Here is a 21,649-nt window from a genome sequence, read left to right as displayed (position 1 = left end):
TGCATTTGATTGCGATCAACGCGAAAGACGAGACTCAACTTGAACTGTCGAACCGTCTTTACGAACAGCTGTCAGCGAAGTACGATGTGTTGTACGATGACCGTAAAGAACGGGCCGGCGTCAAGTTCGCCGATGCGGATTTGATCGGCTTGCCGATTCGGATCAACGTCGGGAAAAAAGCCGGCGACGGCATCGTCGAAGTGAAAGTCCGTGCTACGGGCGACGTGATTGAAACAACGGTAGATGAGTTGCCGCAAGTGATTGTCGCGCAACTGAACGAGACGCATTGATCGATGAAGGTGACGGTTTCTTGCCGTCACCTTCATTTTTCGACACTGTAGGATTAAAGGGGGGGACTACTTACCCGTGGAAGCAAATCAGAAGATGTTATTGTTATTAAACGACCTCGGCATCACGACCGAGACCGACCAATTTGATGGTGCTGAACTGACACGACTCGTCGTCAATAAGCAACGGCGCACGTGGACGTTTCATTTTCGCATCCATCATGTACTCCCGTATGACGTTCATCAGTTATTCATGAGTCGTCTCGAGAACCGATACGCGACGTTCGCGGACGAAGTGTACGCGCGTTTCACGACCGAGACCGGCGGCACCGAGACGGATTACATCGATTATTGGCCGCGCATCGTCAGCGAATTGAGTCAAGTGTCGGGCGCGATGCGCAGTTATTTTGCTTCGGTCAGACCACGTTTCGAGCAGAACAAACTGCTCATCCCAGTCCGCTCGGCTCCGGAGGCGACTTATGTCGATAAAGAGCTGTGCCAAGAAGTGCAGGCGCTCTACAGCGCGTACGGGTTTACGAAAAAGCCGTGCCAGGCGCACTTCTCTGAAGACGAAGAGGCGAATCAGGCGCTCCGTGAACAAGTCGTCCAAGAAGACATCGAACAAGCGAAACTCGCCTTGGCCGCCCAGTTCGCCAAGACGACCGAATCAAACGAAGAACCCGTCACTGAAGTACGCATGGGAGCGTTGATTAAAGACGAGATCGTTCAAATCAAGACGATTATCGAAGAAGAGCGTCGTGTCGCGATTCGCGGCCTCGTCTTCTCAGCGGAACGGAAAGAGCTGAAAAGCGGTAAAAAACTGTTCACGTTCAAACTGACCGATTACACGGATTCCCTCATCGTCAAAGTGTTCGCGCGCGATGACGATGACGACCGGATGCTGAGTGCTGTCAAAAAAGGCATGTGGATCCAAGCGGCCGGGCGCGTCGAAGACGACAGCTTCATGCGCGAACTGTGCATGATGGCCTCACAGCTCCAAGAAGTGAAAGTCGAGCCTGCCCGTGACGAATGGGAAGGGGAGAAACGCGTCGAACTTCACGCCCATACTCAAATGAGCCAAATGGACGCGGTCACGAACGTGTCGGCACTCGTCGCCCGAGCGGCCAAGTGGGGGCACCGCGCCGTCGCGATCACCGATCATGCGGGTGTACAATCGTTCCCTGAGGCGTATTACGCCGGGAAGAAGAACGACATTAAAATTTTGTATGGTGTCGAAGCGAACGTCGTCAATGATGGTGTCCCAGTCGCTTATCATCCGACCGACGTGGCGCTCGATGAGGCGACATACGTCGTCTTTGACGTCGAGACGACGGGGTTATCCGCCGTCTACAATAAAATCATCGAGCTCGCCGGCGTCAAAATCAAAGACGGCGAGATCATCGACCGGTTCGAGGCGTTCGCCGACCCGAAACATCCGCTCTCGGCGACGACGATCGAGTTGACGGGGATCACGGACGACATGGTTCACGGACAACCGGACCCGGAAGTGATCACGAAGCAGTTCGTCGACTGGTGTGGTGACGGGATTCTCGTCGCGCACAACGCATCGTTTGACATGGGCTTTCTTGAAGCGACGCTTCGAAGCGGCGGCCATGAACCGGACGACTATCCGGTCATCGATACGCTCGAACTCGCCCGGACGATCTTGCCGACGCTCAAGAACCACCGGCTCAATACACTCGCTAAGCGATTCGATATCGAACTGACCCAGCATCACCGGGCCATTTACGATGCCGAGGCGACGGCGTATTTGCTCATGAAGTTGCTCGACCTTGCCAAGCAAATGTTCGAGATGCAGACGCACCGCTCGCTGAACGCAAAAGTCGGGAGCGACGTCTCGAAGATTCGTCCGTTCCATGCGACGATTTATGCGAAGAACAAAAAGCCGGGTCTGCGCCATTTGTACGAGTTGATCACGTTGTCGCATATCGATTACTTGTATCGTCAAGCTAGGATGCCGCGCTCAGAGATCATCAAGCGGCGAGACGGACTGCTCATCGGCTCCGCATGTGACAACGGGGAGATCTTTGACGCCGCTCTCAACAAGTCAGACGAGGAGCTCGAGAAGATGATGGCGTTTTATGACTTCATCGAGATCCATCCACCGGCGCTCTATCTCCATCTGATTGATAAAGAAATCGTTGCGAACGAGCTTGAACTGCGCGATATCCTCAAACGGATCATCCGCGTCGCCGGGCAAGCCGGTTTGCCGGTGTGCGCGACCGGGAACGTCCACTATCTTGACCGGACGGACCGGTCGTACCGTGAGATTTTGATTCGCACGCAAGGCGGCGCGAACTTCATCAATACACGGAAAGAACTACCGCACGCCCACTTCCGGACGACGAAAGAAATGATGGAAGAGTTCAAGTTTTTAGGGGATGAACTCGCTCGAGAAATCGTCATCACGAACCCGAACGCCATCGCCGATCAAATCGAGACGATTCAAATCATTCCGGATGACTTGTACACGCCGAAAATCGAAGGGGCGGACGATGAAGTCCGCGATATGAGTTACGGTATGGCCCGCTCCATTTATGGAGAAGAACTCCCTGAAATCGTTGAGGCCCGACTCGAGAAAGAATTGAAGTCGATCATCGGACACGGTTTTGCCGTCATTTATTTGATCTCGCACAAACTCGTGAAAAAGTCGCTTGACGACGGTTACCTCGTCGGTTCCCGAGGGTCTGTCGGATCGAGTCTCGTCGCGACGATGACCGAGATCACGGAAGTCAATCCGTTGCCGCCGCATTACGTCTGCCCGAACTGTAAACATTCCCATTTCTTTAACGATGGGTCGGTCGGGTCCGGATACGATTTGCCGGACAAACAATGTCCGGAATGCGACTCGTGGTATACGAAAGACGGCCACGACATCCCGTTCGAGACGTTCCTCGGATTCAAAGGGGATAAAGTGCCAGATATCGATTTGAACTTCTCTGGGGAATATCAACCGCACGCCCACGCCTACACGAAAGTGTTGTTCGGGGAAGAGTTCGTCTATCGCGCCGGAACGATCGGGACGATCGCCGACAAGACGGCGTACGGTTACGTGAAAGGGTATGCGACCGAGAATGATAAGATTTATCGCAACGCTGAAGTCGACCGTCTCGTCTCGGGCGTCACCGGCGTCAAACGGACGACCGGTCAACACCCGGGCGGAATCATCGTCGTCCCGGACTATATGGACATCGCCGAAATCTCGCCGATCCAATACCCGGCCGACGACAGGACGTCTGAATGGAAGACGACCCACTTCGACTTCCACTCGATTCACGACAACTTGCTCAAACTCGACATTCTCGGACACGATGACCCGACCGCGATTCGGATGCTCCAAGACTTGTCTGGCATCGATCCGTTGACGATTCCGACCGATGACCCGACCGTCATGAAGATTTTCTCATCTCCGGAAGTGCTCGGTGTCACACCGGAACAAATCGAATCGAAAACAGGGACGCTTGGCATTCCGGAGTTCGGTACGAAATTCGTCCGGCAGATGCTCGAAGAGACGAAACCGTCCACGTTCTCGGAACTCGTCCAAATTTCCGGACTGTCTCACGGGACGGACGTTTGGATCGGCAACGCGAACGAACTCATTTACAACGGGACGTGTGAACTGAAAGACGTCATCGGCTGTCGAGACGACATCATGGTCTATCTCATTTACGCCGGCCTCGAACCGTCGTTCGCCTTCAAAATCATGGAGTCGGTACGGAAAGGGAAAGGGTTGAGCGAAGAGATGGAGTCCGAGATGCGGGCGAACGCCGTTCCGGAATGGTATATCTCGTCTTGTAAGAAGATCAAGTATATGTTCCCGAAAGCGCACGCGACCGCTTACGTTCTCATGGCCGTCCGGATCGCTTACTTCAAAGTCCATCACCCGATTCTTTACTACGCGACGTACTTCACGGTCCGCGCCGGCGATTTCGACTTGTCGGCGATGATCAAAGGATCGCAAGCGGTAAGGAAAGCGATGTCTGACATTCGTGAAAAAGGGTTTGAAGCGACGGCGAAAGACAAAGGCCTCCATACCGTGCTCGAACTCGCCCTCGAGATGCTCGAGCGCGGGATGAAGTTCCAAAACATCGACTTATACCGGTCGAGTGCGACCGAATTCTTGATTGAAGGCAATACGCTCATCCCGCCGTTCAACGCGGTCGACGGACTCGGCACGAACGCGGCGAAAGCGATTGTCGAAGCGCGTGCCGAAGGTCAGTTCTTATCGAAAGAAGACCTGCGGAAACGAGCGAAACTATCGAAGACGATCATCGAGACGCTCGATACGATGAAATGTCTCGAAGGTCTCCCGGACGAGAACCAACTGTCATTCTTTGATTTTGGGGTGTAAGTTGCAGAAAAACGGGAAAATATGATATATTAGTATCGAACAAAGTTGGATACTACGACGGAAAGGAGTAGGGAACCCTACTCCTTTCTTGTATGTAAAAGCCAGAAGGAGGGATGAGAGTGTCCAAAATAACAGAAGTCGTCGAAGCCATCGCTTTGCCGATCGTCGAGCAAGCAAACATGGAATTAGTCGACGTTGAATTCGTGAAAGAAGGTCCAGACTGGTTCTTGCGCGTCTATATCGACAAGCCGGGGGGCGTCGATTTAGATGATTGCGTCAACATCAACGAACAGCTCTCGGAAAAACTAAACGAAACCGACCCGATCGAACAAGCCTATTATCTTGACGTCTCGAGTCCCGGTGCGGAGCGCCCGCTCAAGAAACCGGTCGACTTTGAACGGGCGATCGGAAAGAATGTCTACATTAAGACGTTCGCCCCGATTGAAGGTGCCAAAGAGTTCGAAGGCGTTTTGACGTCGTACGATGGTGAGGCAGCCATCGTCGAGACACGGATCAAAACACGTAAAAAAGCGATCACGCTACCAGTAGACAAAATTGCACAAGCCCGCCTAGCGGTCACGTTTAGTTAAGGAGAGGTAAAGATGGGGCCACAATTACTCACAACAATCGAACAGATTGCAAATGAAAAGGGAATCGAGAAAGACATCATCATCGATGCACTCGAGCAAGCGCTCATCTCGGCGTACCGCCGAAATGTCGCGAACCCGAACGAACACGTAAAAGTCGAGTTCGACCAAGTGACGGGTGACATTCGCGTGTTCGCGTTAATCGAAGTCGTCGAGCGTCTCACGCAGCCCGACCAGCAACTTTCGCTCGAAGAAGCGCATGAGATCGACCCGAACTATGAACTAGGCGACTTCCATAAAGAAGAAGTGACGCCGAGCGACTTCGGTCGTGTCGCTGCGATGACGGCGAAACAAGTCGTCACGCAAAAGATGCGTGAAGCCGAGCGCGAGCGGATTTATAATCACTTCGCTGACAAGGAAGACGAGATCATGACAGGGATCGTCGAGCGGTTCGACCCGCGCAACTTGTACATCGGTCTTGAGAACAACATCGAAGCGGTGCTCACACCGAACGAGCAAATGCCGAACGAATCTTATCAGATTCATGACCGCATCAAAGTGTACGTGACGAAAGTCGATTCGACGACAAAAGGTTCAGGTGCGGCGATTCAAGTATCGCGGACGCATCCAGGACTGCTTCGTCGCTTGTTCGAGCTTGAAGTGCCGGAAATCGCGAGCGGGACGGTCGACGTCATGTCGGTGTCACGCGAAGCGGGAGACCGTTCAAAAATCGCCGTCCATTCGGACATCGTTGACCCGGTCGGTGCTTGCGTCGGTCCAAAAGGGCAGCGCGTCCAAACGATTGTCGATGAGTTGAACGGTGAGAAAATCGACATCGTCCGTTGGTCAGAAGACCCGAAAGAGTTCGTGAAGAACGCACTCAGCCCGGCACAAGTCGTTGCGGTGTACGTGAACGAACCGGCTAAATCGACGACGGTCGTCGTACCGGATTATCAGTTGTCACTCGCCATCGGGAAGCGTGGACAAAACGCGCGTCTCGCGGCCAAGTTGACAGGTTGGAAGATCGACATCAAGAGCGAGACGGACGCGGAAGCGCTCGACTTGTTCGATACGTATGCCGAAAAAGTTGAATCGGAGCCAGAAATTGTTCACAATGAAATGGAACAGGCTGACTCAGTTGACGTAGCAGTTGAACCAACCGCGGTAAAAGAAGAGGAATGACCATGAAGCAAAAGAAACTTCCTTTGCGCAAATGCGTGGTCACGCAAGAAATGTTGCCGAAGAAAGACTTGATTCGTGTCGTACGGACGCCAGAAGGCGACGTTGTCATCGACGTGTCAGGAAAACTGAACGGTCGAGGCGCTTACTTGTCTAAAGATATCGATGTGATTCGTCTAGCAGAAAAAAAACGGACGCTTGATCATCATTTGAAAGTGAAAACGAGTGAGACGCTCTATGAACAGCTCAGACAGTCTGTTGAAGGTGACGTTTCATGAGTCAGTGGGAATCATTGTTAGGCCTCGCCGCACGGGCGAGGAAAGTAACGATGGGAGAAGAGTTTGTGTTGAAGGATATACGGGCTGGCCGCGCCAAGCTCGTCATCCTTGCCGGAGACGCGGGAGCGTCGACGAGAAAACGGGTTACCGACAAATGTACATCGTATGGTGTTCCTTTCGTTGAAGTGAGCGACCGATATACGATCGGTGCCGCGATAGGGAAAGATATGCGTGTCGTCGTGTCAGTGACAGAATCCGGATTTGCGAACAAGCTTAAGCAACTTCTCTCGTAACTATTAACGGAGGTGGATGCTTTGGGAAAACGCGTCTATGAATTTGCAAAAGAACAGAACGTAACAAGTAAACAAGTCATTACCCAGCTCGAAAAATTGAACAAGCCTGTGAAAAACCACATGGCTGTTCTCGATGAGGAGTCGGTCAAACAATTGGATCGTATATTTAACCCTGAGAAGTACCGCGCAGAAGAGAAGAAAGCCGAAGTAAAACCTGCGGCTGAACAACCGAAGCAAGAGAAAAAAGAAGCGCCGCAAGCACGCCCACAGGCGTCAAGCACGCCGCAAGGCAACCGTGGCGGCAATCGCTTCAGCAACAACCGCAACGACAACCGCAACAAGAAGCGCGGTAAAGGCAAAGGCAAGCCGGCGAAAGCGGCCATCCCGCAAGAAGCGGATCCGAATTCGAAGACGAGCCAACGTAAAGCTGCCCGTTTAGCGCAAGAGTCTGAAATGGGTAACGTCATTAAATATGACGATGTCCTCAGCGTATCGGACCTCGCTGCGAAGATGGATAAAAAGCCAAACGAGATCATCATGAAATTGATGGGTCTTGGCGTCATGGCGACGATCAACCAAACGCTCGACGACGAGACGATTGAATTGCTCGCTACAGAGTTCGGCTACGAAGTCGAAAAAGAAGTCATCGTCGATGAGACGGACTTCGAAGAAGTAGAAATCGACTTCTCAGCTTACGACCTTGAAGAGCGTCCTGCTGTCGTCACGATCATGGGTCACGTCGACCACGGTAAAACGACGCTTCTCGACTCGATTCGTAACACGAAAGTCGTCGCTGGCGAAGCCGGTGGAATCACGCAGCACATCGGTGCGTATCAAGTTCAAGTCAACGATAAGAAAATTACGTTCCTCGATACACCAGGTCACGCCGCCTTTACGACGATGCGTGCCCGTGGAGCTGAAGTGACGGACATCGCGATCATCGTCGTCGCAGCCGATGACGGTGTCATGCCACAGACGGAAGAAGCGATTTCGCACGCAAAAGCAGCGAACGTTCCAATCATCGTTGCCGTCAACAAGATGGACAAAGAAGGGGCGAACCCGGACCGCGTCAAACAAGAGTTGACTGAATTCGGACTCGTACCGGAAGAGTGGGGCGGCGAAACGATTTTCGTACCAATCTCAGCTTTGAAAGACGAAGGAATCGACGAGTTGCTCGAAATGATTCTTCTCGTGTCAGAAGTCGAAGAGTACAAGTCAACGCCTGATATGCCAGCTCGTGGTTCTGTCATCGAAGCGAAACTCGACAAAGGTCGCGGTCCTGTCGCGACACTTCTCGTCCAACACGGGACACTCCGCATCGGAGACTCGATCGTCGTCGGTAGCACGTTCGGACGTGTCCGGGCGATGGTAAACGATATCGGTCGCCGTGTGAAAGAAGTCGGTCCGTCGACTCCGATTGAAATCACAGGCTTGAACGACGTCCCACAAGCAGGCGATCAGTTCATCGTCTTCGAAGACGAGAAAAAAGCACGTGCCATCGGGGAAAAACGTTACCAACGTTACCTCGAGTCGCAACGTCGTGAATCGGCGAAAGTCAGCCTTGATGACTTGTTCAGCCGGATTCAAGAAGGCGAAGTGAAAGACTTGAACGTCATCATTAAAGCAGACGTACAAGGTTCGGCTGAAGCGCTCGCTGGATCACTCCGTAAGATCGACGTCGCAGGCGTCAAAATCAACATCGTTCACCAAGGTGTCGGTGCGATCACAGAAGGTGACGTCATCCTCGCTTCGGCGGCGAACGCGATCATCATCGGATTCAACGTCCGTCCTGATGGAAACGCCCGTTCGATGGCTGAGCAAGAACATGTTGAAATGCGTCTGCACCGTATCATCTACAACGCGATCGATGAAATCGAGAGCGCGATGAAAGGGATGCTCGACCCTGAGTTCGTTGAAGAAATTACAGGTCAAGTCGAAGTCCGTGACGTCTTCAAAGTCTCGAAAGTCGGAACGATCGCTGGTTGCTACGTCACAGAAGGTAAAATTTCACGTGACGCCGGCGTCCGCATCATCCGTAACGGCATCGTCGTCTACGAAGGCAAACTCGATACACTTCGCCGCTTCAAAGACGACGTCAAAGAAGTCGCGACAGGCTATGAGTGTGGAATTAAAGTAGAGAAATTTGATGACATTAAAGTCGAAGATGTCATCGAAGCGTTCATCATGAAAGAAGTTGAACGCAAATAAAGCGAGGAGGGAACACGTATGAACATTCGTGCCCAACGCGTCGCTGAACAGATGCGTAAAGAAATCACTGACATTCTGTTGCGTGAAGTAAGCGATCCGCGTACGAAAAACGCCACGATCACGAGCGTGGACGTGACAGGAGATTTGCAACAAGCGACAGCCTACTTCACAGTGCTCGGAGACGACGCTGAAGTGAAGGCTGAGACGCAAGCCGGTCTCGATAAAGCGAGCGGATTCATCCGCCGTGAAATCGGAAGCCGGATCCGTCTTCGTAAAACACCAGAATTGTCATTCGAATACGATTCATCGGTCGCATATGGTAGCCATATCGACTCGTTGATTCGTGATTTGAATAAAGACGAATAAACTGAAGGGGGACTCGCGTCTCCCTTTTTTCATGTGGAGGGAATGAGATGGAACCGACAGGAGTATTGATCCTCGATAAAGATAAGGGCATGACGAGCCACGACTGCGTCTTTAAATTACGGAAGTTGTTTCAGACGAAAAAAGTCGGACACACCGGGACACTCGACCCGGAAGTGACCGGGGTATTGCCGATTTGCCTCGGACGGGCGACGAAACTTTCACGCTTTTTAACCGATGAAGGCAAGCGCTACGAGGCCGAAGTGACGATTGGGACGGCGACAATGACGGAAGACGCCCACAGTGAAGTCGTCGACAGCCGTCCGGTCGAAGCCGATGCCTTCACGACAGAGCAAATCGATCGTGCGTTGCAGGGGTTGACTGGGCGGATCGAACAAATCCCGCCTTACTACTCCGCTGTCAAAGTGAACGGGAAGAAATTATATGAATACGCACGGAAAGGTCAAACGGTCGAACGGCCCCGGCGCATGGTCGACATCCATCGTTTGACGCGGACGAGCGATCCGGTGTTCGCCGAGGGCGTATGCCGTTTCCGTATCGACGTCGAATGCGGGAAAGGTACGTTCATCCGGACACTCGCCGTGCAGATCGGGGAAGCGCTCGGCTACCCTGCCCATATGAGCGACCTTCGCCGGACTCGTTCGGGCTCGTTCGACGCGCCGGATGCGGTCACCCTCGAGACGCTGCAAGCACTCGAGACGGTCGAAGAACGGATGCGATACCTCATCCCGCTCGAAGACGTCATCAAACGCTGGCCGGCGATGACGATTCCAGCGAACCGGGAACGTTATATTCGCAATGGCGGCAAGCTAAACGACGTCTCGCTCGAATTTGAACTGTTTACTGTCTATAATGAAGAAGGAATTCCGCTCGCCCTTTACCGACGGCTTGACGGAACGACAGACGCTACAGTCGAGGTCATGCTGACCATCGACTAAGGGGGAAATGGAAGTATGGAAACGATTCATCTCACACATCCCGAGACGCCGGACTTTGTCCCGTCGGTCATGGTGCTCGGCTTCTTCGACGGTGTGCACAACGGACACCAGGCCGTGATTCGTCATGCAAAAGAGCAGGCGGAACGGCTGAACGTGCCGGTCACCGTCGTCACGTTCGACCCGCATCCGAAACAAGTGCTGTCGAATCAGCCGGACGCGGTGCGCTACATCACGCCGCTGTCGCGTAAGTTAAAGCGAATCGAGGCGCTCGGCGTCGAACGATGCCTCGTCCTCACGTTCACGAAACAGCTCGCGAGCCTGTCGCCGCAACAGTTCGTCGATGATTATTTGATCGGCGCCGGAGCGGTGCATGTGACGGCCGGTTTCGATTATTCATACGGCAAATTCGGAGAAGGAACGATGGAGACGATGCCGTACCACGCCCGGGGACGGTTTACGACGTCTGTCGTTGCTGAACAGACAGACGGTGGTGAAAAAGTATCCTCGACTCGCATCCGTAAGTTGCTCGGAGCAGGGGACGTCGATGTGGCGGCGACGCTTCTCGGTGCCCCTTATGCCATATGCGGGGAAGTCATCCACGGGGACGCGCGTGGACGAACAATCGGATACCCGACGGCGAACGTCGTGATGGACGCCTCTTACGTCATGCCGCGACTCGGCGTCTATGCGACGCGTGTGCGGCTCTCAGACGGACGCACGTTCGATGCGATGACGAACGTCGGCCGGCGTCCGACGTTCTATGATACGGGTGACGTGTCCATCGAGAGTCATTTATTCGACTTCTCGGAGGACTTGTACGGTCAGACGATTGAGATCGAATGGATCCGTTTCATTCGGAACGAACGCGCGTTTGACGGCCTCGACGCGCTCGTCGCCCAGTTGAGAGAGGACGAGACGACGGCACGAGCAATCCTATCTTGACTTTAAACAGCCGTTCATGTATTCTAATTTGGTACGCAAAGTACACCGTTTCGCTTGGCTGGACGATTCACCAACGCCGGCTCGGCAACGCGGCAATTTTCTATTAAATGGAGGTGGAGAGGCAATGGCACTCTCAAAAGAACGTAAGAACGAAATCATCGCGGAATACGCGACAAAACAAGGTGACACTGGTTCACCGGAAGTTCAAGTTGCAGTATTGACTGAACAAATCAACACTTTAAACGAACATCTTCGTACACACAAGAAAGACCACCACTCACGTCGCGGTCTTTTGAAAATGGTTGGACGTCGCCGTAACTTGCTTACGTACCTTCGTAACAAGGACGTTACACGTTACCGTGAATTGATTCAACGCCTTGGTCTCCGTCGTTAATCCGAGCGGACCAAATGACGGGCTGGGACACTTGTTCCTAGTCCGTTTCTTCTTTTTTTAAAGGAAAATCATTAGACATTCCTAGGAATGAGTTACATAATAAACTAGATAAGGTTTGAGAGGAGAATGTTCATGTTAGGTACGAAACAAGTATTTTCTACGGAATGGGGCGGACGTCCGCTATCTGTAGAAGTGGGTCAGCTCGCGAAACAAGCGAACGGCTCGGCGCTCGTCCGTTACGGCGACACAGTTGTGCTCGCGACAGTGACGGCATCGAAAGCACCAAAAGATTTAGATTTCTTCCCACTTACGGTCAACTACGAAGAAAAACTATACTCGGTCGGTAAAATTCCAGGAGGTTTCCTTCGTCGGGAAGGACGCCCTGGTGAGAACGCGATCTTGACGTCACGCCTCATCGACCGTCCGATTCGTCCACTTTTCCCTGACGGCTTCCGTCACGACATCCAAGTTATGATTTACGTCATGTCAAACGACCCGGATTGCTCGGCCGAGATGGCCGGTATGCTCGGAACGTCGATCGCCTTGTCGATCTCGGACGTCCCGTTTGACGGACCGATCGCTGGAGCGACGGTTGGACGCATCGCTGGCGAGTTCGTCGTCAACCCGACGACCGAACAACTCGAGAAGACAGAACTTGAACTTCAAGTCGCTGGTACAGCGGACGCGATCAACATGGTTGAAGCGGGTGCGAACGAAGTGTCTGAAGAAATCATGCTCGAATCGATCTTGTTCGGTCACGAAGAGATCAAAAAGCTCGTCGCTTTCCAAAACGAGATCGTCGCAGCAGTCGGGAAACCGAAGTTCGAATACACGGTCTCGAAATTCGATGAGACGTTGTCACAAGAACTCGAAGCAGCTCGTCCTGAAATCGTCAATGCGGTTCAAGTCGAAGAGAAACATGCGCGTGACGAGGCGATCAACGAAGTCATCGCCAAGTACGTCGCTTCATACGAAGAGCGTCTCGCAGACGAACCGGCGAAGCTAAAAGAAGTGTCTGGCATTTTGAACAAGTTCGTCAAAGACGAAGTCCGCCGTTTGATCACGGTCGAAAAAGTTCGTCCAGACGGCCGTCGTCCAGACGTCATCCGTCCGCTCGCTTCTGAAGTCGGTTTGTTGCCGCGTGCGCACGGCGTTGGCTTGTTCACGCGTGGACAAACCCAAGTTATGTCGGTCGCGACGCTCGGCGTCATCGGTGACGCCCAAATCATCGACGGCATCGGCCTGGAAGAGAATAAACGGTTCATGCACCATTATAACTTCCCGCCGTTCTCAGTCGGTGAAGCGCGCCCGGTGCGTGCACCAGGTCGCCGTGAAATCGGACACGGGGCGCTCGGTGAACGTGCGATGTTGCCGGTCATCCCGAATGAGGCCGACTTCCCGTACACGATTCGTCTCGTCTCAGAAGTGCTTGAGTCGAACGGGTCAAGTTCACAGGCGTCAATCTGTGGTTCAACGCTCGCGCTTATGGATGCCGGTGTGCCAATCAAGGCGCCGGTCGCTGGAATCGCGATGGGTCTGATCATGGAAGGTGAGCACTACACAGTACTCACGGACATTCAAGGACTCGAAGATCACCTCGGGGACATGGACTTTAAAGTCGCCGGAACGAAAGACGGGATCACAGCCTTGCAGATGGACATTAAAATCGCGGGCATCACGCGGGACATCTTGGAAGAAGCGCTCGAACAGGCTCGAACAGGTCGTCTCCATATCTTGAACCACATGCTCGAGACGCTTGACGCACCGCGTCCGCAGTTGTCGCAATACGCTCCGAAGATCATCACGATGACGATCAATCCGGACAAGATTCGCGACGTGATCGGACCGGGTGGTAAGATGATCAACAGCATCATCGACCAGACGGGTGTCAAGATCGACATCGAACAAGACGGTACGGTGTTCATTGCCTCGACCGATCAAGAAGGGATCGATATGGCGATGGCGCTCATCGGCGATATCGTCCGCGAAGTCGTCGTCGGCGAAGTGTTCGACGCGACAGTGCGCCGGATCGAGAAGTTTGGCGCGTTCGTCGAGTTGTTCAAAGGCAAGGACGCTCTCGTCCACGTCTCAGAGTTCAGCCTAGAGCGTGTCGCGAACGTCGAAGACGTCGTCAAGCTCGGTGACACGATTAAAGTCAAAGTCACAGAAATCGATGACAAAGGGCGTGTCAACGCCTCGCATAAAACGCTCATCCTCGAAGGGTTGTCCCCGGAAGAGCGGGAAGCGTACGAAGCGAAACGCAAAGCGGCGCGCGAAAGCCGTCCGCCACGTGACAGTCGTCCGCCGCGTCGCGACGGCGATCGTCGCCCGCCAAGAACGACAAACTAATTAATGATGGCCATCGTCTGTTGCGATGGCCTTTTTCATAGGAGTGATGACATGGAATGGATCACGTTACAAAACGGCGTCCGCATCGTAATTGAACCGATGGCCGACGTCCGCAGCACGTCAACCGGTGTGTTTATCAAAGCCGGGACACGAACTGAAACAACGACCGAGATCGGCATCAGCCATTTGATTGAGCATATGCTGTTTAAAGGAACGAAAACGAAGACGGCCAAAGAGATCGCTTCGTTCTTCGATGAGCTCGGCGGCAGCGTCAACGCGTTCACCTCGAAAGATCACACGTGCTATTACGTGAAGACGCTCGATGAGCACGCCGTTGTGGCGTTTGCCGCGCTAGCTGATATGTTGTTCGACTCCATCTTCGACGAAGTCGAACTCGAGAAGGAAAAACGCGTCGTGCTAGAAGAAATTAAAATGTATGAAGATACACCGGAAGACCTCGTACATGAACTGCTCGCGAAAGCCGTCTATCAAGACGACGTGCTCGCCGAGCCGATTCTCGGGACGGAAGCGAGCGTGCTCGGGTTAACGCGCGAACAGTTGCTCCGCTACGTCGCGACGATGTACACGGGGAACCGTGTCGTCGTCTCGATTGCCGGTCATGTGCCGGACGCCCTCGTCGACGCCGTCAAGGCGAGGTTTGCCGACCTCCCATCAGGGGAATCACCGAAAGAATCAACCGTTCCGACGCTCCACGCCGAGATCGTCCAAAAACAGAAAGAGACCGAGCAAGCTCATCTCTGCTGGAACTATGAGGCCATCGCTGCGACCGATGACCGGTTGCCGCATCTTGCACTCCTGAACAATGCGATCGGAGCGACGATGTCGTCCCGCTTGTTCCAGTCGATTCGGGAAGAAGAAGGGTTGGCGTACTCCATTTATTCGTATTACACGACGTTCGATGACCACGGGACGTTCACGATTTACATCGGCACGTCACCGGACACACTTGAACAAGTCGAAACGATCATGGCGCGTGAACTGGCAGAGCTGAAACAGTCTGGACTCACCGATGAAGAAGTCGAAAAAGGCAAACGACAGTTGAAAGGTTCACTCGTTCTCGGCAATGAAAGTACGAGTGCACGAATGAACCGGAACGGGCGAAACCTCGTCTTATTGGATGAAGTGGAGCCGATTGACGTCGTCCTCGACAAGGTCGATCGGATTGAGACGCGCGACGTCAACGCCTTGATTCGGGAAGTGCTTAGCCACGCCCCTGCCAAATCATACGTCCTTCCGTCCGAAGACCGACTTGAAACCGAATTGTAAGTTCTCTACACTGATTAAGAGGTATTCTTTACTTTGGACAGGATACAGGTGAAAGAAGGGAAAGACTTGAACTTAACGGATTTAATTAAAAAGATACAAGTGATCAACAAACTGCAAACAACTGACATTGAAGTAACCCATGTGACGACCGATTCACGGGAAGTCGTACCAGGGACGCTGTTTGTCGCCATTAAAGGCTACACAGTGGACGGGCACGACTATGCGACCACGGCGGTCGAACGAGGAGCTGTAGCGATCGTGAGCGAGCGGCCGCTCGATGTGGCCGTGCCGAACGTGCTCGTGCGTGACAGTTCGCGAGCGGTCGGTTTATTAGCGTCGGCTTTTTATGGCTATCCGTCCGAACAGATGCGTATGTTCGGCATTACCGGCACGAACGGCAAAACGACGACGACGACGATTTTGCGCGACGTCCTCACCGAGCTCGGTCACAGCACCGGCCTCATCGGGACGGTCGAGGTTCGCATCAACGATACGGTCGTACCGAGTAAAAACACGACGCCGCAAAGTTCGGAACTGCAACAACTGCTCGCCCAAATGAAAGATGAAGGGGTGACCGATGTGATGATGGAAGTATCGTCACACGGGCTCGAGCTCGGCCGCGTCATCGGGACCGACTTTGACATCGTCGGGTTTACGAACTTGACGCACGACCACCTCGATTTCCACGGGACGTTCGATAACTATGCCCGGGCCAAAGGACTTCTTTTTGCCCAGCTCGGACAGACGGCATCACGCGATAAAGTGGCCGTCTTAAACGCAGACGACCCGTACAGCAAGCTCTATGAGACGATGACAGGGGCGCGCGTGATTACATACGCCATCGATACCCCGGCCGACGTGACGGCGACAGACATTGTTCAGACGCTGTCAGACACGAGCTTCCATCTCCACTACCAAGGGGAAAGTCTGCCTGTGACGGTGCAGTTCATCGGCCGTTTCAACGTCTACAACATCTTGCTTGCGACCGGGTGTCTCCTTGCCGCCGGCTATTCGCTCGGCGTCATCATCGAGGCGCTTGAGGCGATCCATCCGGCCAAAGGACGGATGCAACGTCTCGACGTCCCGGGTTATAACGTATACGCCGACTATGCGCACACACCAGACGGTATCGAACAATGCTTGAAATCGCTCGTCGGCGTCCCGAAAGAAGACATCATCTTCTTGATCGGGACGGGCGGCAACCGTGATGTGACGAAGCGGCCGACGATGGGCGAGATGGCATCGAAGTATGCCGGCACCGTCGTCATCACGACCGATGATCCACGCTTTGAGTCGTACGACTCGATCACGAGCGGGATCGCTTCCGGCATGACGCATGACAATTACGTCGAGATTGGGGACCGGGAAGAAGCGGTCCGCTACGCGGCACGTCTCGCCAAACCGGACAACATCGTCGTCTTAGCCGGAAAAGGACACGAGAAATACCAAATCATCGGCAACGAGAAAGTACCGCTCGATGAGGAAGTAATCGTCCGAACGACAATTTTAAACATGGAGGAATAAAGATTTATGGCAGTACAACCGATCAGCTTGACAGAGAAAGAGCATGATGATTTCGTCAAAACACACGACCGCGGAGATTTGTTGCAACTCTCAAGTTGGGCCAACGTGAAACGTCAAAACGGTTGGTCCGGGGAGCGCATCGCCGTCGCCACGGACGGGACGGTGACAGGCGTCGCCCTCTTGTTGTTCAAACAAGTGCCAAAACTGCCGTTCACCCTATGTTACGCGCCGCGCGGATTCGTCGTCGATTACGACGATGTGGCCTCGTTGCGGGCTCTGACGGAAGAAGCGAAACGAGTCGCGAAGGCGAGACGGGCGATCACGATCAAAATTGACCCGAATGTCGACCGAGACGAAGTACCTGGGTTGTTGACGGAGATGGCAGATCTCGGCTTCACCCATAAAGGGTACGGCGGTGGTTTTGACTACGCCCAGCCCCGCTTCACGATGGAGACGGATTTGCGGCCGAGCGAGAAAGACATTTTCGCGAAGTTCCACCATAAGTTCCGTTACAACGTCCGGCTTGCCGAGAAAAAAGGAATCGTCTGTACGGAAGTCGGGCGGGACGGCTTGAAAACGTTCGCCGACTTGATGAAAGTGACGGGGGATCGGGACGGTTTTGCCATCCGCGGCCTCGATTATTTTGAGAACTTATACGACTGTCTCCAACCGGGGGACGCCCGGTTGTTCTTAACGAAACTCGAACCGAGCATCGCACTCGACCAACAGCGGGCGACACTCGACAAAGCGAAGCGCGAACTTGAAAAGATCGAGCGCGCCCTTGAAAAAGAGACCGTTGAGAAAAAACTGACGAGTTTGTCGAATCGTCAAAAACAGACGAGCGACCAGATTGAAAAAATCGAGACGGCCTTGCCGGAACTCGTCCAACTACATGAAAAATATCCGAACGGTCTCGTCTTGTCAGGCGGTTTGCTGACGCTCGCGGGACGTCGTTCATACTATTTATACGGTGCCTCATCCAACGAATTCCGTGAATTCATGCCGAACCATCTCATGCAATGGACGATGATGCAAGCAGCCAAAGCGAGCGGGGCCGAACGTTATGATTTCGGAGGCGTCTCCGGCAGCACAGCGCCGGACGACGAATATGCCGGGCTCTATGCGTTCAAATCCGGATGGGGGAGCGACCAGATTGAAAAAGTCGGCGAGTTTGACCTCGTCATGAACCGACCACTCTATTTCGCCCTCGAAACGGGACTTCCGCTCGTCAAAGGACTCCGTAAACGGTTGAGACGATGAAGTGGTCCGGTATGTTGACGTTCGCCATGGTCGCATTTTTAGTCGGGATTTTTTTGGCGTATTCGTACTCGCAGCCGGGACCGATGCCGTGGGTCGATGAGCCGTCGTTTGAGGCGGGCATGTGTGAGCGATCTCCTCGTTCGGAGCAGACGATCGTCGATCGAAGCGACAAGGCGTTCGTCAACTTGCATCCGCACGTACGGGAACGGAGCGAAGCGTTCGTGCGTCTCGCTCATTCGTGTCTCGGGCTCGAAGTGCGCTTGACGTCCGGATATCGCTCGGCTGAAGAACAAAACGCCTTATACGCCCAAGGACGTTCCAAACCGGGACAAGTCGTCACGAACGCCAAGGCCGGTCAAAGTTATCATAACTACGGCCTCGCTGTAGATTTCGTCATCATCCATGACAACCGGGCCGATTATGATTTGTCCTCAGATCATAACCGCTCGGGTGTGCCGGATTGGCAAGAACTCGGCGAACTCGGCAAAGCGCTCGGGTTCGAGTGGGGAGGGGACTGGCGTAACTTCCCGGACTACCCTCATCTGCAAATGGACTTCGGGTTATCGATTCGACAGCTCGCGGCCGGCAAGCGACCGGCGGAACAAGCGACCGTTCCGCTCGCCGATGTTTTACAACCTCTAGTCGATTGAACGGAAATGTTGGCAATGAAGCCGTTTTCCGATACAATATTCAGTAGCGATAAGTGGACGAACCAGAATATGAATCATCTAGGAGGTTTTTGTTAGTGTCAAAGAAGAAGACAGAAAATATTAGCGTCTTTGCGCTTGGTGGCGTAGGCGAAATCGGGAAGAACATGTACGTCGTGGAACTAGACGACGACATCTTCGTCATCGATGCCGGCCTTATGTTCCCAGGCGATGAGATGCTCGGGATTGATATCGTGATCCCAGACATTACGTACTTGAAGGAAAATAAAGACCGTGTCCGGGCGATTTTCATCACCCACGGGCATGAAGACCATATCGGCGGACTGAGCTATGTGCTCCGCGATTTGAAACACGTTCCCGTCTATGGGACGAAATTGACACTCGGTTTGATTGAAATCAAACTGAAAGAAGCAGGATTACTGAAAGAAGTCGACCTTCGGTTGATTGACGCCAAAACGAAATTGACTATCGCTGATCATTTCATCACGTTCTTCCGCGTCAACCACTCGATTCCAGACTGTGTCGGTGTCTGCATTCAAACGTCTCAAGGAGCGATCGTCCATACGGGCGATTTCAAGTTCGACTATACACCGGTCGATGGGAAACAGTCGGACTTCAATAAATTGGCTGCGATCGGGCAGCGCGGCGTCCTCTGCTTGCTGTCGGATTCGACGAACGCGGAACGACCGGGTCAAACCGGTTCGGAGTCTCTCGTCGGCGCCGAGTTGAACGACGTCATTTATCAAGCGGAAGGCCGCGTCATCGTCGCTTCGTTCGCCTCGAACGTGCACCGCTTGCAACAAGTGTTCGCGGCGGCGGAAGCGAACGACCGTAAAGTCGCGGTCGTCGGCCGAAGCATGGTCAACATCGTGGAAGTGGCACAAAAGCTGAACTATCTTCGCTTCAAACCGAAGACGCTCGTTGAATTGTCACAAGTGAACCGGCTCCCGGACAACAAAGTCGTCATTTTGACGACCGGTTCCCAAGGTGAGCCGATGGCAGCGTTGACACGGATGGCCCGTAACGCCCACAAGCAAGTGAACATTCGCTTGAGCGATACGGTCGTCATCGCGGCGACGCCGATTCCTGGAAACGAGAAGTCCGTGTCGAAAACGATCGACTTGTTGTTCCGTTCAGGGGCGAACGTCATCTACAATCAACGTAAAGTCCACGTTTCGGGACACGGTTCGGCCGAAGAGCTCAAGCTCATGTTGAATCTCGTCAAACCGAAATACTTCATGCCGATTCACGGGGAGTACCGGATGCAGATGGCCCACTCGAAACTTGCTGAACAAGTCGGTGTGAAATCGAACAACATCTTTATCGTTGAAAAAGGAGATGTCGTCGAGTTCACAGGTAGAAAAGCGCGGATGAGCCGAAAAGTACCGGCCGGGAACGTCTTGATTGACGGGATCGGTGTCGGCGACGTCGGAAACATCGTGCTTCGCGACCGCCGCCTCTTGTCTCAAGATGGTGTCGTCCTCTGCGTCGTCACGTTGAACCGTAAACAAAAGAAATTGATTTCAGGACCTGAACTCATCTCACGCGGATTCGTCTATATGCGTGAATCTGAAGAGATGATCTCAGAAGCGAACCGTATCGTCACGAAACAGATCGAGAAGAGTCTTCAAGCTGGAAGTGACTGGACCGAATTGAAATCAAATATTCGTGAGCGGCTCAGCGTCTTCTTGTTCGAGCAGACGAAGCGTCGTCCGATGATCTTGCCGATCATCATGGAGATATAATGAATTGAGGCAAAAGTCATCTGACTTTTGCCTTCTTTTTTTAGGAGGAATGGAAAGTGGCACAAAAAAAGGTGGCTCCAAAAACGAGAAAGACGCCGACGACGAAACGGAAGCGTCCGGCGACAAGGTCGCGCAAACAGCCGATCCCATGGCGTACATATGGCTGGGTCGCTTTCGTTCTGGCGATGACGGCGTTTATTTTTTCGTTGTTCGAGTTCGGGTTGGTCGGTACACGGACGTCATCGCTCGCTGTGACGTTGTTCGGCGGCTGGGGCGCATTGACGTATTTGGCGATCGCGTTCACGTTGCTGATTTTCTTAAACGATTGGCGTCCCGGACAACGGGCCGGGATCATGCTTCTCTTTATCGCCTTTTTGTTGTTCGGTGACCTCGTCTGGGGAAGCGAACGAGGAGCGGTCAACGGTGCGCTGTACGATTTGAACAATTACTTACTATCTGATTTTGGCATCGTCTTTCTCGGTGTCATTTGTCTGGTCGTAGGAATCTCACTCTTATCTCCGACAATTTGGCGGAGCGTCGGACGCCGTCTGCTCGAGACGGCGCAAGCGATTCGACAAGAATGGCATGACCGTGAGCGACCTGCCGCGAAGCAAAAAGCCCCGCGCCGGAAGAGACAAGATCCGGTCGAGGTGAAGTCGGAACCGGACCGTGCTGTCCAACCGGACATCGAGCCGGAAGCAGACGCCGTGACGATGCACGACATCCCGATTGTCGGCTTCAGTGAAAAAGTCGTCGCCGAAAAAGGACAACCTTCAAGCGACGCATCGTCCCTTGCGGAGACATCAACCGAAACGGCGGACCTCCCGACCGAGGATATGATGATGACGGCCGCCCAAGACGTGTCCGCCACGTATGAGCTGCCGGCGTTCACGAGTTTGCGTGAACCGGTCGTGACCGATTTATCGGGTGAGAACGCACGCTTGAAAGCGAATG

General features: G+C 53.4%; 17 protein-coding genes and 1 pseudogene. All 18 read left to right on the top strand.

Annotation, left to right across the window (positions count from 1 at the left end):
- Positions 1–290: His/Gly/Thr/Pro-type tRNA ligase C-terminal domain-containing protein (locus tag JJU47_RS05250; RefSeq protein ID WP_300997464.1), on the top strand; the 290-nt coding region annotated here is incomplete at its 5' end.
- Positions 291–384: 94 nt separating this feature from the next.
- Positions 385–4,659, top strand: a complete 4,275-nt coding sequence (locus JJU47_RS05245; RefSeq protein ID WP_228616805.1) for a PolC-type DNA polymerase III — start codon at positions 385–387, stop codon at positions 4,657–4,659.
- Positions 4,660–4,778: 119 nt separating this feature from the next.
- Positions 4,779–5,249, top strand: a complete 471-nt coding sequence (gene rimP / locus JJU47_RS05240) for a ribosome maturation factor RimP (RefSeq protein ID WP_228616803.1) — start codon at positions 4,779–4,781, stop codon at positions 5,247–5,249.
- Between the two features lie 12 nt (positions 5,250–5,261).
- On the top strand, positions 5,262–6,428 hold the full coding sequence (gene nusA, locus JJU47_RS05235; protein WP_024370139.1) for a transcription termination factor NusA: 1,167 nt from the start codon (positions 5,262–5,264) through the stop codon (positions 6,426–6,428).
- Complete coding sequence (gene rnpM / locus JJU47_RS05230; RefSeq protein WP_167601153.1) at positions 6,425–6,703, top strand: RNase P modulator RnpM; 279 nt, start codon at positions 6,425–6,427, stop codon at positions 6,701–6,703. Before nusA ends, rnpM begins: the two co-directional genes overlap by 4 nt.
- A complete protein-coding gene (locus JJU47_RS05225; protein ID WP_024370141.1) occupies positions 6,700–6,996 on the top strand; it encodes a YlxQ family RNA-binding protein in 297 nt (98 codons plus the stop codon). Before rnpM ends, JJU47_RS05225 begins: the two co-directional genes overlap by 4 nt.
- Positions 6,997–7,017: 21 nt before the next feature.
- Complete coding sequence (gene infB / locus JJU47_RS05220) at positions 7,018–9,204, top strand: translation initiation factor IF-2 (protein ID WP_228616801.1); 2,187 nt, start codon at positions 7,018–7,020, stop codon at positions 9,202–9,204.
- Positions 9,205–9,222: 18 nt separating this feature from the next.
- On the top strand, positions 9,223–9,570 hold the full coding sequence (gene rbfA / locus JJU47_RS05215) for a 30S ribosome-binding factor RbfA (protein ID WP_228616798.1): 348 nt from the start codon (positions 9,223–9,225) through the stop codon (positions 9,568–9,570).
- Positions 9,571–9,617: 47 nt separating this feature from the next.
- Complete coding sequence (gene truB / locus JJU47_RS05210) at positions 9,618–10,526, top strand: tRNA pseudouridine(55) synthase TruB (protein ID WP_228616796.1); 909 nt, start codon at positions 9,618–9,620, stop codon at positions 10,524–10,526.
- A gap of 15 nt (positions 10,527–10,541) precedes the next feature.
- Entirely contained in the window at positions 10,542–11,468 is a 927-nt protein-coding gene (locus JJU47_RS05205; protein WP_228616794.1) for a bifunctional riboflavin kinase/FAD synthetase, read from the top strand.
- Between the two features lie 124 nt (positions 11,469–11,592).
- Entirely contained in the window at positions 11,593–11,862 is a 270-nt protein-coding gene (gene rpsO, locus JJU47_RS05200) for a 30S ribosomal protein S15 (RefSeq protein ID WP_016508254.1), read from the top strand.
- A 132-nt stretch (positions 11,863–11,994) separates the two neighbouring features.
- Complete coding sequence (pnp, locus tag JJU47_RS05195) at positions 11,995–14,211, top strand: polyribonucleotide nucleotidyltransferase (RefSeq protein ID WP_228616792.1); 2,217 nt, start codon at positions 11,995–11,997, stop codon at positions 14,209–14,211.
- A 51-nt stretch (positions 14,212–14,262) separates the two neighbouring features.
- Positions 14,263–15,498, top strand: coding sequence for a M16 family metallopeptidase (locus JJU47_RS05190; RefSeq protein ID WP_228616790.1), 1,236 nt, complete (start codon positions 14,263–14,265; stop codon positions 15,496–15,498).
- 66 nt (positions 15,499–15,564) lie between these two features.
- Positions 15,565–17,022, top strand: coding sequence for a UDP-N-acetylmuramoyl-L-alanyl-D-glutamate--2,6-diaminopimelate ligase (locus JJU47_RS05185; protein WP_228616788.1), 1,458 nt, complete (start codon positions 15,565–15,567; stop codon positions 17,020–17,022).
- Between the two features lie 6 nt (positions 17,023–17,028).
- Complete coding sequence (locus tag JJU47_RS05180) at positions 17,029–18,282, top strand: lipid II:glycine glycyltransferase FemX (RefSeq protein ID WP_228616786.1); 1,254 nt, start codon at positions 17,029–17,031, stop codon at positions 18,280–18,282.
- Between the two features lie 11 nt (positions 18,283–18,293).
- A complete protein-coding gene (locus tag JJU47_RS05175) occupies positions 18,294–18,932 on the top strand; it encodes a M15 family metallopeptidase (RefSeq protein ID WP_228616784.1) in 639 nt (212 codons plus the stop codon).
- Between the two features lie 95 nt (positions 18,933–19,027).
- Positions 19,028–20,695 carry a ribonuclease J gene (locus JJU47_RS05170; protein WP_228616782.1) on the top strand — a complete coding sequence of 556 codons (1,668 nt, stop codon included), beginning with the start codon at positions 19,028–19,030 and terminating at the stop codon, positions 20,693–20,695.
- A 56-nt stretch (positions 20,696–20,751) separates the two neighbouring features.
- Positions 20,752–21,649 (top strand): annotated as a pseudogene (locus JJU47_RS05165) (DNA translocase FtsK); the annotation flags it as partial.

The sequence above is a fragment of the Exiguobacterium sp. genome (assembly GCF_020832205.1).
GTDB lineage: Bacteria > Bacillota > Bacilli > Exiguobacteriales > Exiguobacteriaceae > Exiguobacterium.
The sequence above is the reverse complement of the archived record's forward strand: the minus strand, read 5'-3'. Positions and strand labels throughout refer to the sequence as shown.

What these genes read in the sequence shown, in the direction of transcription:
- rbfA (WP_228616798.1), top strand. Translation starts at nt 9,223, where the DNA reads ATGAACATTCGTGCCCAACGCGTCGCTGAACAGATGCGTAAAGAAATC.
- JJU47_RS05245 (WP_228616805.1), top strand. Translation starts at nt 385, where the DNA reads ATGTTATTGTTATTAAACGACCTCGGCATCACGACCGAGACCGACCAA.
- JJU47_RS05225 (WP_024370141.1), top strand. Translation starts at nt 6,700, where the DNA reads ATGAGTCAGTGGGAATCATTGTTAGGCCTCGCCGCACGGGCGAGGAAA.
- nusA (WP_024370139.1), top strand. Translation starts at nt 5,262, where the DNA reads ATGGGGCCACAATTACTCACAACAATCGAACAGATTGCAAATGAAAAG.
- JJU47_RS05190 (WP_228616790.1), top strand. Translation starts at nt 14,263, where the DNA reads ATGGAATGGATCACGTTACAAAACGGCGTCCGCATCGTAATTGAACCG.
- JJU47_RS05180 (WP_228616786.1), top strand. Translation starts at nt 17,029, where the DNA reads ATGGCAGTACAACCGATCAGCTTGACAGAGAAAGAGCATGATGATTTC.
- JJU47_RS05205 (WP_228616794.1), top strand. Translation starts at nt 10,542, where the DNA reads ATGGAAACGATTCATCTCACACATCCCGAGACGCCGGACTTTGTCCCG.
- pnp (WP_228616792.1), top strand. Translation starts at nt 11,995, where the DNA reads ATGTTAGGTACGAAACAAGTATTTTCTACGGAATGGGGCGGACGTCCG.
- rnpM (WP_167601153.1), top strand. Translation starts at nt 6,425, where the DNA reads ATGACCATGAAGCAAAAGAAACTTCCTTTGCGCAAATGCGTGGTCACG.
- rpsO (WP_016508254.1), top strand. Translation starts at nt 11,593, where the DNA reads ATGGCACTCTCAAAAGAACGTAAGAACGAAATCATCGCGGAATACGCG.
- JJU47_RS05175 (WP_228616784.1), top strand. Translation starts at nt 18,294, where the DNA reads ATGTTGACGTTCGCCATGGTCGCATTTTTAGTCGGGATTTTTTTGGCG.
- truB (WP_228616796.1), top strand. Translation starts at nt 9,618, where the DNA reads ATGGAACCGACAGGAGTATTGATCCTCGATAAAGATAAGGGCATGACG.